Genomic DNA, 13,369 nt, shown 5'->3' with positions numbered 1-13,369 from the left:
CCGCGTTTGTCCCAGCGGTAGGCGAGGGTGGTGCCGTCGGCCTGCTGGCGTTGCTGGATCAAGCCGGCTTCGTTGTACTGCCACACGGTGCGCTGGCGCAGGGCGTCGGTGTGGCTGAGCAGGCGGCCTTCGGCATCACGCTCGAAATGCTCTTCGGTGTTGTCTGGCAGGGTCAGACGCACCAGTTGCCCGGCGCTGTAATGGTAGGCGGTGATGTTGCCCGCAGCGTCGGTAAAACGGCTGAGCTGGCCGAGGGCGTCGTACTGCCACTGGCTGACTTTGCCCGAGCAGTCGGTGTAGCGGGTCAGTTGGCCGTCGGCGTTGTAGGCCAGTTGTTTACTGCCGCCGAGGGCGTCGGTGATGAGCACCGGCAGGTTGTCGCTGTTGTAGGCGTAGCAGGTTGTGTTCTCCAGTGGGTCGAGGGTTTCGATGATGTTGCCGCGCGGGTCGTAGTCATATTTCCACAGGCCGCCTTCGGCATCGCGGGTCTTGAAACGCTGGTCCTGGTCGTCATAGGCGTGGTGAATGCTGCTGCCGTCGGCGCGGGTGTGTTGCAGCAGGTTGCCGCGCTCGTCGTAGGCGTATGAATCGGTGCTGCCATCGGTGTGGATATGGCGGGTGACGTTTTTGGCGGCGTCGCGAAACAGCCATTCTTCGTTGCCGTCGGGGTAAATGATGCGATAGGTGTAGCCGAGGATGTCGTAGTAGTGCCAGGTCTCTTGACCCAGGGCATCGGTGACGTAAGTGAGGCGGATATTGGCGTCCCATTCCAGGCGGGTGTCGTAGCTGCCGTCGTCGGCCCACTCGCGCACGGCCTTGGCGTCCGGACCGTCGCCTTGCCATTGCAGGTTCATGCCGCGCCCAGTGCGGTCGGTGTAGCGGGTGATCAGGTGATGTTGGTATTGATACGCCCACTGCGCGGTGTGTTCGTCGCGGGCTGTGCGCAGATCGCCGTGTTCGTCGTAGTCGTAGCCCGCCAGCTGGCGCAAGGGCGCGCCCTCGTGCATCAGCCACAGGGCGCTGATGCGGCCCTGGTCGTCGAGTTGGGTGTGGATGTGCTGATGCGGGGTCTCGCTCTGGTAGGTGATCAGGTCCGACAGTACGGCCTGGTCTGCGTGCTGGTGGTCATAGTGCAGGGTGACGCGGGCGCCGCCGCGCAGGGTGATGGCGGTCAGGCAGAAGTGTTTGCCGATGCGCTGATAATGTTCCTGGCTTTGGTGCCCGCGGGCCAACGACAGTTCATGCTCGCTGGTGCGCACCAGCACGACATCTTCTATCGGGTCGTGGTGAAACTTGCCCGGTTTGGGCAATGGATAGTCATGACTGCGTCCATCGTTGGCGTGGTACACCAGCCCTTTGTGACGAACCTCAAAAAACATGGAATAAGGCGTTGTCCAGCGCGCGCCGAATACCCCGCTGTCAAGCGCTGACTGGCTTGAGCGATAGGCCCGCGACCACTCGATCGGGAAAGGCCCTGCAAGCGTAAAGTCGGTGTGAGCGAGGTATTCGCTGCCACGGGCGAAGCTGATGCTGTGGCCAGTGACCGGGCAGACGACATTTTTGGTGCAATTGGCATCTTTGCGCGCAGGGGGCTGGCTGCCAATGGCGCCAAGGTTCCCTTGACCGCTGGTGCTTCTGGCGTGTGCCGAGTGGGCGACAGGAACGTTTGCGTTGAGGTCTCTGCGCTTCTTTTTAGTGGCCTTGCTAAGTACTGAGAGCAAATAGCCAACACTGTGTTCTGTGTTGACGTCAGCCAGTGCGGCCAACTGACTGTTCACTTCCTTGGCGAGCAGGCGCAGAAGCCCGGCATTGAAGAGAGCAAGTCTTTTAATGTCGTCAGGGATGTAGTCGCTGGCACTGTTCAGGGCGCTGACGGCTGCTTTACCCGCCGTATTGGTAATGGCGCTACTGATCAGTTCGAACAGTGATGATGAGTCGCTGGTGGGCGGCTCTTGGTAGTGAAGGGTGCCGTTGACGAGATCTTCGATGCCCTGCGCGAAGCTGAGCAGTATTTCTTGCCCCTTGGCACCGGCTCTTTTGAGCATGTCGTCGAGCTGGGCTTGGGCTTTTTCTACAAAGTCTTCTAGCGAACCAAGGATGGTGGCGTTCAAGTGGCTGACCAGAACGCTGATGAGTGCGTCACCGAGCACGGCTTTGGGGTTCTGGTTGATTTTCTGTCGTACGAGAAAAAGCGTTGGGCGCAAACTGGTGCGCGCGCCTGCCATAAAGGGCGGGGCCGGTATGATTCCGATCAGATTGATGGCCAGACTGACCCAGTCGAGCAGATGGCGTTTTTCACTGCGGGCGAGGGTGATGATGTCGTTGACCGCATCAATAGCGGCCATGATGTTGTTGACGATCGGGATGTAGTTGGCGACCGTTTTCAGCCCTTGCAGGGTGATCCGGTCGCCGCTGATTTTTCGCAGCCAGGTATCGACACTATTTGCGCCTTTTTTCAGGTCTTCGACGCCAATCGTGTCCAGTGGTGCAACGGCGACTTGGCCTTGGCGAGTACTCATTGGCCTTTCTCCCGGGTGGCGTGCGCTGCCAGCAGGGTGTGCGCAATCTGAGTGGCGGCTTTGCCGGGCAATGCCTGAGCAGTCGAGTCGAAGTCCGGGGCATGGGGCTTGCCGATATAGCTGCTCAGTGCCCAGGTGTCCGAAGGGTCTTTGCCCAGTTGTACTTTGGCCGGGCCGGGAGCGAGGCCTGCGACGGCAGCGTGGCCCTGCGCGTCGAGCGTGCCCGTGAAGATTTGGCCTGATGCGTCCTCAACCTGATAAGCCGCGCCTTTAAAGGCGTGCTGGCTTGCATAGTGCTGAAACAACTCCAGATTGCCCTGGCCGCTCTTTGGCTCACCGGGAAACGCCGCGGCCTGGCTTTGCGCGTTTTTATAGGCAAAGTTGCTGGCATGGGCGATGTATTGGCCGCTAGTGGTGTGGGTGATGCCACCGGCGTTATAAGTGGTGGTGCTGCCTGCGGCCTGGATCACCAGTTCTTCCTTGGCGCTGAGGGTGATGCGTTCGGCGGTGGCGGTGATGTTGAGCTTGGCCAGCAGGTTGATGTTGTCTTTGAGGGCGCGAATGTCGATGTCGCCAGAGGCCGCGACCAGTCGCCAGCCCTGGCTCTGGACGAAGGTGCGCACGCCGCGGCTGGCGCTGATCAGCAGGCGTTTGCCGATGGCCAGGCTGGTGTGGCCGCCACTGGTCAGTGCCAGGTGTTCGCCGCTGGTCAAGTGGGTGGATTGCGGCGTGCTGCTGGCGAGTCCGGCAGGGCTGTGCAGTACCAGATAGGGTTCGCTCAGCTCCGGGAACTGGTTGGCGCTCGGGTTGCCGCCTGTGCCGCGAATGGCCGCATGCTGGTCGCTGAGTGCTTGTGCGACGTCATCCTGATCGCCGCTTTCCTGGGCCAGATGGTCGCGGGCCAGGTGGGAAAAGGTAGCGTGATGTTGCTGAGCAATACTGAGTTGTTCGGCGCATTCGGGCAGGTCGGTGTGATGGGCGACAGCGCGGGCGCGTAACTGGGTTGTCAGCAACAGACCGCCGCCCGCCCGCACCACACCGTGGGCGTCGGTACGCAATTCAAAACCTTCGCCACGAGGTGCTCCGCCATCGGGGCGCGGATGGGTCAAGAAGCCCATGTTCAGCGCTGTGTGCTGATGGTTGGTCATCAGCGTGGCGCTGATCTGGCCGTGGGTGTCATCAAGGCGCAGTTCGTTGTGGCGTTGGCCGTGCAGCTCCTTGCTGCGGATCGGGCTAATGGCCCTGAACTCCGGGAGTTTGTAAGGCGTGCGGTTGATGGCGTGGTAACTGCGGCCTATCACCATCGGCTGGTCGGGGTCCCCATTCAGGAACGCCACCAGCACCTCTTGACCGATGCGGGGCAACGCCACATGGCCCCAACCCGCCCCGGCCCAGCTCTGGCACACCCGCACCCAGCAAGAGCTGCGGTCATCGTTGCGGTCTTCGCGGTCCCAAGGGAACTGCAGACGCACCCGGGCATGCTCATCGCAATAGACTTCTTCATTGGCCGGGCCGACCACCGTGGCGATTTGCGGGCCTTCGATACACGGCTTGGGCAGCAGCGGGGCCTGCCATTGCAGAGTGTCGGGGATCAGGGTGGCGGTCAGGCTGTAACGGGTGCCGACACGGCTGTCGGCGGACTCCTCTTCCAGGGCGGTGTGCTGCTGGCCGCTGTGGTGGATGTGCACGGCGCGCCAGCCGATGTTCATGTCTTCACGCGGGTGGCCGACCAGATCAAAGGCCAAACCCGGCACCAGCCGTGCATCATCACCCGTCACTTCAACCGTGCGCGCATCGCTGCGCAAGGCCAGCAGGCGGGTGCGGGTGAAGGGGTTACCGGCGTTGTCATGTTTGTACCGGCCGGGGTAGTCATAGCGTTCATAGCCGCTGGATTGATGGTCCAGATGCATCGCCTGTTCTTGTTGTTCCAGGTTGTAACGCGGATGAGTGAAGGTGTAATCGCGCTGGGTCTGCTCGCTGCTGCGCACGTGCTCGCGGTAAGTAAAGCTGTGCAGTGCCGGTTGCGCGGGATCGCCGCCGGGGTTGGGCGCGTACACCAACGGCTCATCCTGCAAAATGCCGAAGGTGGCGATGTGGTCAGCCAGGATCAACGAATGCCCGGCTTCACTGTGCTGGAAGATCGACAGCAGGCCTTCTTCGGCGGCCAGGCGCTGATAAAACGCCAGGTCCAGCTCGCCTGCCTGAACGCAGAATTCACGTGTTTGATGGGGCTCGGTGAGGCGTTGAGTGCATGCGCCCCAGTGGCGCGCCTTGAACAACTGCTGGAGGATCTGCGGCACGCTGCGCTGCTGAAAGATGCACCAGTCTGATTGCAGGTTGGCGCGGGCCAACTCGGGCTCGATACGGGCGCGATACCAGGTGCGGCGAAAGCCGGTTTTACCTTGCTCGAACTGGCTGATCAGGCCGTGCACGTACCGCACGGCCTGGCCGCCCTGAAAGAGGGTCAGTGTGGCGGGTTTGTCCAGCAGGGTGGCGAAGTCGGCAGTGGCGGACTCACTGATCAATTCAACGTTTAAACAGAAAAGTTCAGAGATGCCTTCGCTCAGTTCAAATGACACCACATCAAAGGCAATGTCGGCTGTTGAACTGAAGGTGAATCGCACATCCTGTGAAGAGGGCATGATGGCTCCCGCATATTAAGTGCATGGGCAGGTTTGAATAATGGGTATTCGGGCATGTAAGTGCCCACGCTTAAATAAACGTGAAAGTGTTTATAAGTGCGCTTGTTTGGCGCGAATCACCTGTTTCCTATATGTGATAGGCAGGATGTTTTTTGTTTGTTTATGCAGCAGGTCTGTTTTTATAAATACACACCCGTTAACACGTTTAAATGTTGGCTTGTTGGCCAGTTTGAACAGGCCAGGTGAATTCGCTATCGCGTGCAATATTGACCATGTGTAAAAGGTGAAAAGACTGGTTGCTGGCATATAACGCCATAAAGTGCGACAGGACACTGCCGAACACCTGTAAATCGCCCTCGCCACTGAAGGCTGCCGGATCGACACAGAGCGTGGTTTGGCTGCCCCGCATCGGGATGCCCTTGAACACGTAGTCTGTGGGCTGGTTGCTGACCTTTTTGATGCCCTCCAAGCGGTGCTGGGTGGCTCGCTGATGTTGCAGGTCATGGGGGGCGATAAAGTCGTAGACCTGCAACACTGCCTTCAGCGCGGCGGGCGAGGTCAGGGACAGTCGGTTCAGCGACAAGTTGGAGATCAGCGCCCAATGCGCTTCACCGTCAAACACGGGCGGGTATTGACGTGTCGGCCGGGTCAGGTTGCGGTACGTGGCAAAGGGCGGTGTGGTCTGAGTCACCAGGCAGATATCACCGATTTCCAGTTGTTGGGGTAAATCATTGTTGGTGCAGGTCAAGGCAATATTGAGTTCTTCACGCTGGCCCAGGTAAGGACGCTGATTGCCGTGTATCAGGCTAAGAGTATGCCTGGCCTGCTGCGTGAGCAGCTCGGGTTCAATCGCCAGGTTGTAATAGGCCGCTTCCTGTTCGCTAGCGGTTTCGACGCGATGGACCAGCGACTGATACGGCTCGAAATGCCGCTCGGGCTGTATTGACTCGGGGTCACGCTGACGGGCGCTCACCCGATCAACGCTGAAAATACTGTAAGCCTGCGGGCGCCGGGTGAGCGGGCGTACGATTTGATTCAGTTCTGCACCGTCTAGCAAAATAGGCTCGGCCGCGTGCTCAAACAGGTTGATGGCAGGGGTGCAGTACAGGCAGAACGTCTCGGGGCTGACCTCTACGAAGGTGGGCATCGGCCTGGAAAAATGCAGTTCCAGGCGCACGGTTTCGCTGGTTTGTTCGGGCCAATGGCGCTTTAGCCCTTTGAGCGTGAACCCATGGAAACGCTCGGGAAAGCAGAAATACTCCTGCAGCAGGCGATAGCCGTTCTGATGAGGAGCAAAGCCAGGCAGCAGCGCGTCATCGGGGTCGAAGCCGGCAAAACTCAAGATGTTTGGAGGCAAGCTGAGTTGATGATCACCGATGCCCAGGCTGATTCTCTTGAGGTGCTGTGAGAGCCATTGGTATAGCACCAGCGCGTTGGCGTTATTGACGCCGAGGTGGAAATCCAGCCGGTCGCAGTTGATCTGGTTCCAGGGCTGTTGTGACAGGGCTTGCAGCTCAAGGCTGATAACGGACTTTTGCACGCTGTGGGAAACACTGGCGCTGCTCACCACCATCGGGTGCAGGTGCACGTCCGTACAGGTGCGGAAGGTGCAGTTCACGCCATTGACCGGCCTGGCATGCAACAGTGTCCCCTTGGGGATGATCTGCGAGCCGCTGAGCGCATGTTGCACCGGTTCAAAGCGCATCAGCGTGGTGCTCGGCAATGGCCGCAAAGCATTCGGGGCAACCATTTGCAGCAGCGGGAGGGTGAGTTCGGGCAGATCATCTTCGATTTTCATCGCCAGTTTGGCAGTCAAAAAAGCGAACCCCTCCATCAATCGCGCCACGTCCGGATCGCTGGCGCCCGGCCCTAAAAACGGTGCCAGTTGCGGGTTGTCCTCAGCAAATTCGCGCCCCAACTCCTGGAGGTCGCGAAGTTCTTTCGCAAAGCGATCTTTCAAGGACATGGCGATACCGTTTAATAAGGGGTTGAGTTGGGCGGTTAGTTGCAGGGAGCCTGTGTAAGAAGCTTCCTGCAACTAACTAACAGTTAATAAGTATTGATGATGCATTCTCTGTTGTTTTTTTGTTGATAGGCGGTTTCAGATTGAATGTCGTTGATGTGGGTACTTATCCCTACATAAAGCGAGTCTAGGCAGGCGGCTATGCAGTCACAACCATCAAGCAAAAATCAGGAGCAGGCTTACTTTTGATAATGTTTTTGTCTGACGGCTAATTCCTACATATGAACTTTTTAGTGAAGTTTTGTATTTTAAATAACCTCAGACCTCGGTCATGTGCAGTTCATCCGTCAGTGCATCCACCAGTTCTTCCTGGCTGTTAAAACGGCGATTGCTCACCGAACCAAACAGGGAGTGGTCAACGTAGGGTTGGTTGCCATCCATCAGCAGAGGGACATCGAAACGTTGGTGATGAGCGTTCAGGTAATGCACAAAAACGTTGCCGGGAGGCCCGTAGGTGAGGGTGAACATATTGGGGCTGTGGATCCGCGTAGTCACAGAAAAGCTGTTACCTACGGAAGGGACATGCACTAACAGTTCGCAACGGGCGTTTAATTGGTGAGTGCGCCAGGGGGACGGAATGATGAGGCCCGAATCACGCGAGGTTCTCATGGGCAGCGTTGGAAGTCTGCCTATCACGCGGATGCTGGTTGCATTGCTCAGGTTGGCCAAGCCCGGTATCCCTTGAAACGTATTGCAGTGGGCAAGCCCTACCAGGGCCAGCCAGCGGTTCGGGCCGTATTTATCTTGATCGAACTGTATTTTTTTATGGGCGAAGAAATTGAACATGGTGACTCGATCAAGTTGGTCGGACAATGTCTGCGCTGCCCCTGGCGGGGAAAGGTTGCCTATTTCGAGTTGTGCGCAGGCTGCGCTATCAAGCGCCATCACGCTTATCCCTTGCGCATGTGCCGCTTCGACCAGTTGCGTGAAGTTATGAGGTGTATTGGACAAGTTGAAATGAGCGTCCAGCCATTGCAGACGCTCTTTGAGCAGAAGTGGCATTGGCATTGCCGGCGATGTGTTGAACGTATCCAGAAGCTCTTGATGAACTTCCGTAATCAGAAACTCCATGTAAATGCGCTCCAGTGACTGCCTCTTGAGTGCTGACATGTTCTCGATCAACAGTTTGCGCGTCAGGGCGATGTGGTGAGTTTCTCCGATGACGACACCCTTACGCTGACTGAACAGATGATCAAACAGAGGTTCAGGCAACACATTTCGCGGCGGTATCACCAGCGCCCCGGCTTTCTCCTTGAACGTTGAGTAGAACAGCCTTGCGTGTCTGCGCAGTCGAGACTGAATGGCAAAGAGGTGCAGCATGCTTGTCGACATGCTCTGCGGTAGGGTCAGGGTTTGTGCGCCAATACTAAAGGCCCCGGGCAAGCCCATATTGATTGCTGGGAGTAACGCACGGTCTGTCATGGGCAGTTCGTAGTCCTGGTAGGTGGTTTGCGATGGGCCTTTTTCAATTGGATCCATACCTCCCCTTAGCCTGGGCAGGGGTTCTGCCTGCCAGGTGTTCAGGTGGGAGTCTTCAAACAGTGGATAGCGCAGGGTTTGCAGGGCAGTGCTGGGCGGATAAATAAAACGTTGACCCTGAGCCACATTGCTCAAGTAATACTTGCCGTTGATCAACGCATAGTGCTGGGCGCTGTTTTTGCTTTGGTACAGGTTGCCTTTGATGTGATTTAGCTCTGCGGAGCTGACGTGCACGTGCATGCCCGAGAGATCGGGAGAGGGGCTGAGTGAGGCTAAGGCACGGAGTTTGGGCGCGCTCGGGGGAAAGTGTCGTGCTCCGGTGATGGACCACAGCGCTCTGGATGTGGATGTTGAGGCGCCTGCCTGCTTGAGCAGCAAAAAAACTTTTGTGACGCTGTGCAGGGTCTTGGCAGCGGTCGCGATGGGCAGCATCAGCACCAGGTCCAATGCCAGGTCAGTGCCGAAAGTCAGCTTGTTCCAGAGTGACTGCTCTTCGACCTCGGCGTTGCTGGTTGAGTCGTGGTCGGCGTTGTGGCGCAAGGTCGAGGCCCTTTGCTCATACAGCGCATCATGAAGCGGTTCATTGATTGCAAAGGTATGCACGGTCTGGAACGGGTTACCGACCCGGCTGCGGGCATTGAGCAGCAGTTCACCGAGTTGCCAGGGCTGTTCAGTCAGTGCTGCCTGCCCCGCTTTGGACAGGTGCTGCAGAATGTAGCGCCGCCATTCGAGCGATTCAGCCCATTGCTGCATCAAAAACTGCTGCATGGCCTCCAGGCTGGCGAACTCCTTGAAGGTCTGCTCGTTCGGCGCGCCCGGTGTGTACAGGATGACATTGGGGATAGGTCTGCGTTGCTCGAGGCTGATGATCAGCACGTCATTGAGCGGATAACCATTGCGAGTACTGGCCGAGTTGGCAATCAGCATTGAGCTGGCGATAACGCTGTGCCCCCCCACTTTGTTACGGCTGGCCAGAGTATCGGCCTCGACGATGGCTTGCAGCCACTGTTGACTGCGCAGGGGGTTGTTTTGCAGCAAGCTGCGGGTGTCCAGTTGCGCTGCCAGGGCCGCGCACGCCAGGCTGGCGCGGTGCGCGTCGGTCCAGGCTATACGCAGAGCGGAGCCGTTAGTGATCAACCGCGCTTGCAGCATTTGGTCGTAACGTTCGCTCACGTCCAGGCGCTGGACCAGCGACTTCAGATAACGCTCATTAAATTCGATGAACTGGCCGGTTGGTTCTTTATAAGTGGCGGACATTGAGGTTCTTTGACCTGAGAAAATTCTGTAAAAGCTGTAATCCCAAGGGTCTATGTTGCGCAACGCCAGCGTCGTTAAGGTCAACCTCAAGGTGTGAGTTGGCTGGACTGCCGGGTCACCGATATAGCCCACGTGGTCGGGGCCAACGCCGCCCCCAAGGCTGGCGGGGTTAAAGGTGTGAGTGATGCTGACCTGCACACGATCTGGATCGATCGGCTTGTCTGGGTAGTCGATGGCCAGTTGTCGAATCAGCGCCGTGCGGGCAAAACTCGCCAGGGTCGGTATGTCCGCCTCGTTGAACAGCTTGGCGAAGGTTTGGTTGGACGCTAACTCGGCCACCACCAGCCTATCCAGCGCTTGCTGATCTTTGGCGCTGGCGGCCAGGTACCACGACGGCAGATTGGCTTCGATGTAACGCCTGCCACGATCTACCAAGCGGTTGCGGATATCCACAAGCGGGCCGATGTGCGCCAGGCGGTTGAAAAGCTCATACACCTGTTCGGCGTTGGATTCGTGTCTGGGCAAACAGCTCCAGCCGTGGGCAATGTCTTGTTTTTGCAGGGTCAAGAGTGAGCGCACAGAGTGCTCGAAGATATTTTCAGATACCTGCGCGTAAGCAAACGTTATATCAGTGGTTTGATAACTCTGGGCTCGGGCCTGGTCTTGCCAACAGACGGTGCCCAGCAATCCATCGACAGATTCAGGCTCAATGAACCGCGTGCGCAGCGCTTGATCCAGTGCCTGCAGCGAGCTGAACAGATCCAGGCCTTTGTCGGGGGTGAACAGCAGCATGGTGCCCAGATCGGTACTGGCGCCGATAACCCCAGTGGGCGTTTGGCTCGAGACCACGAACACCCCGGCCAAAGGAATGTCAGCCTGCTTATTTTTGCCTTCGATACTCACAGAGAACGTGGCCGGCCGTTGTGCCACGGGCAGTTGCTCGCGGAGCTGGCTGTGAGGTTTGCTGATAAGTGTATCGATCAGCCCTTTTCCGGAGGCTTCGAGGGTGTGATCCGCGACCCGCAGCGTGGCCTCGCTCGCGATCGCTTTACCCAGTTGCTCTACGAGCCATTGTTGGCGAGTGAGGGGGTTGCCGGGGGCAAAGGCTCCGCGCCAGAAGTTATCCAGTTGGCGCTGGTAGTAACGATCAGGATGGCGGAGTAAATCATCAACAAACTGCTCGAAGGCAGGTGTGCCGGCCGTCGTAAGGTGGACAGTGCGTTTACGTGTCGGGAAAGACGGGTGTGCTTGGTCATGGATGATTTTTGTGAAGAAGCGATAGACCCGGTTGGTTGTGTCGAAATGTTCTCCGCCCCACGGCGTGTGATTAAACAAGTTGGTTATCGGTTTGGCAGTGGCTGGTCGCGGCCAGTCAACCAGGGTTGAGCCCGAGTGCAGGGTGAGCAAGATGCTCTCTTCGTAGTGCACCGCGTCCAGAGCAATCGGCAGGGGATGTTTGAGGAATGACTGCTGGACCTGCGCGTAAAGCAGGTCTATCAGCGCCTTGCTTGAGTCGGGCAGCGCATCCAGCAGCGTTTTCAACGCCTGCTGGTACGTAAACAATTGATTCAGGCTTTGTGCCTGCACAGCCTCCGTGGAGGAGGGTGTCGCAAGGGAGGTGGGCATGTGTGCTCCTGGGGATAATTTGCCAGGAGAAGACGCTACACAGGTTGAGCAGTGCGCTTGATATAGGTAAATGCCGCCATGGCTCGATCACGCTGCGACAGGCATAGATGGATTGATAGCCAGGGTCTATGTTCGGCTAAAGGCGCGATTGCTCGTATGCCGCAGTCATGATTTGCCAGGTGGGCGCATCCGCCGGAATCAAATGTTCGATGCGCAGTGACGTGACGGTAATGTTGAGCGGCATGCCGAAGGTGGTGAACGTGGACATAAAGTTCAGCTCGCCCTGCGGACTTTTAATACGCGTCAACACCAGCGGGGGCAGTACGCCGGGGCCTGAATCAGGGGCGCCTGGTGCGGGCAGGCGCTCCAGTATTCTGGCCAGAGCGGGGTTGTCCAATGCCTCGCGGGTTGCGCGCTGCCAGGCAACATGACGGATTTCGTCGGCATTGATCAAATGATCACCCAGCCCGCCGGGCTGTAGCAGGGTGACTAACAGATTCAACCCATGTGCCGAATCACTCGGCAGGCCGATGAGGTCGAACAGCACTTGAGTGCTGGCATTGGCGGCCAGCACTTCCCAGTGGCTGCCCAGCACAATGGCCGGGGCCGGGTTGTTGGCGTGCAGGACATGGGTGATTGCCTCACGCACCGACTCCATGGCGGGGGAGGACAGCGGGGTGGCTTCATAGCGCGGCGCATAACCCGCCGCCCGGAAAACACTGTTGCACTGGTCAAGAGGCGCTTCGAGGGCCATCAGTAAATGATGCAGCGTGGCGGGGCTTGGTCTTGCACGCCCGGTTTCGATGCAACTCAGATGGCGCTGGGAAACACCGGTGATCAGAGACAACTCAAGCTGGCTCAATCGGGCGTGGCGGCGAATCTCACGCAACAGTGGGCCTGCGGTGGTCGGGGGCGTAGTGCGCTGAATCGGTGGGCTGCTCATGGGGCGAACTCTGGCAGTGCAAACGGGAATAGTCCATGACCTGTGAGGTCATTGCTGAGCAGGCAAAAGTATCACTAACGTGGGCCTCCCATCAGCCGTTGCAGTTTTCCTGGATGAAGACATGAAAAGACCGTATCTCGCCCTTGTCGCTTTACTGGGTTTCTCTGTGTACACGGCCTACACCCTTTGGCTGGCAGAGCAGCCACTGATTGAGTTTGGCCTGGTACTGATGTCCAGCCCGGACACCGCCCAAGTGGTGATTGACCTCTATTTGATGGCGGCCCTGGCGTGCGTATGGATGTACCGGGATGCGCAACGGCAGGGCCGCTCTAAGGTCTCGTTGTTGCCTTATTTCATGCTGACTGCTGTATTCGTATCCATCGGCCCGCTGCTGTACATCGTGGTCAATGGCTTTAAACACAGGGAGCAGCCATGAGCGGCGTGTTGAGTGTCTACGCGCTCTGCGTGGTAGTGCTGTGCGTGAAGATGTTTGCGCTTTCCTGCTATCAAGGCTTCTATCGCATCAGGTCCTTGGCCTTTACCAATCGTGAAGACGCGGGTTACTTCAACCGCCCGGTCAGCCCACAGGAGTTGCCGCAAGTCACTCGCGCCGCCAAAGCCTGGGCCAATGACCTGGAGAACATCCCTTTGTTCTTTGTATTGGGTGGTTTGTGTTGTGCATTGGAGACGTCGAGAGGTGCCTCGATTTGGCTATTCTGCATGTTCTGCGTTGTGCGGGTGTTGCACTCCGTGTGCTATCTGGCAGGGTGGCAGCCTTGGCGAACCGTGACGTATGCCGTCGGTATTGTTTGTTTGTCGGGGCTGGGCGGTATGGTTGGACTTAGGGCGGTGGTTGCGCTGAGTATGGCGTGAGCAACTG

The 13,369-nt window shown here is 58.0% G+C and carries 7 protein-coding genes; 2 read left to right on the top strand and 5 right to left on the bottom strand.

The window, feature by feature from the left end:
- From AAEZ03_RS12660 to AAEZ03_RS12640, 5 genes are all read right to left on the bottom strand, one after another.
- A partial coding sequence (locus AAEZ03_RS12660; RefSeq protein ID WP_350579070.1) for a DUF6531 domain-containing protein occupies window positions 1–2,519 on the bottom strand: 2,519 nt, incomplete at its 3' end.
- Window positions 2,516–5,161 (bottom strand): type VI secretion system Vgr family protein, encoded by a 2,646-nt coding sequence (locus tag AAEZ03_RS12655; protein WP_350579067.1) that lies wholly within the window; start codon window positions 5,159–5,161, stop codon window positions 2,516–2,518. The genes AAEZ03_RS12660 and AAEZ03_RS12655, both read right to left, overlap by 4 nt.
- 205 nt (window positions 5,162–5,366) lie before the next feature.
- Entirely contained in the window at window positions 5,367–7,127 is a 1,761-nt protein-coding gene (tssF, locus tag AAEZ03_RS12650; protein WP_350579064.1) for a type VI secretion system baseplate subunit TssF, read from the bottom strand.
- Between the two features lie 315 nt (window positions 7,128–7,442).
- Window positions 7,443–11,546: a dermonecrotic toxin domain-containing protein gene (locus tag AAEZ03_RS12645; protein WP_350579061.1), complete on the bottom strand. Its 4,104-nt coding sequence runs from the start codon at window positions 11,544–11,546 to the stop codon at window positions 7,443–7,445.
- Window positions 11,547–11,682: 136 nt separating this feature from the next.
- Window positions 11,683–12,489: a helix-turn-helix domain-containing protein gene (locus AAEZ03_RS12640; protein WP_350579059.1), complete on the bottom strand. Its 807-nt coding sequence runs from the start codon at window positions 12,487–12,489 to the stop codon at window positions 11,683–11,685.
- Between the two features lie 121 nt (window positions 12,490–12,610).
- Between AAEZ03_RS12640 and AAEZ03_RS12635 the strand changes: the two genes are divergently transcribed.
- Together AAEZ03_RS12635 and AAEZ03_RS12630 are read left to right on the top strand one after the other, a co-directional pair.
- Complete coding sequence (locus AAEZ03_RS12635) at window positions 12,611–12,925, top strand: DUF2834 domain-containing protein (RefSeq protein ID WP_350579056.1); 315 nt, start codon at window positions 12,611–12,613, stop codon at window positions 12,923–12,925.
- Window positions 12,922–13,362, top strand: coding sequence for an MAPEG family protein (locus tag AAEZ03_RS12630; RefSeq protein WP_350579053.1), 441 nt, complete (start codon window positions 12,922–12,924; stop codon window positions 13,360–13,362). The genes AAEZ03_RS12635 and AAEZ03_RS12630 overlap by 4 nt, the downstream gene beginning before the upstream one ends.
- The last annotated feature ends 7 nt before the right edge of the window (window positions 13,363–13,369 follow it).

It is taken from the genome of Pseudomonas sp. HY2-MNA-CIBAN-0224 (assembly GCF_040310285.1).
Lineage (GTDB): Bacteria > Pseudomonadota > Gammaproteobacteria > Pseudomonadales > Pseudomonadaceae > Aquipseudomonas > Aquipseudomonas helleri.
This window is presented reverse-complemented; position numbering and strand designations above follow the sequence as displayed.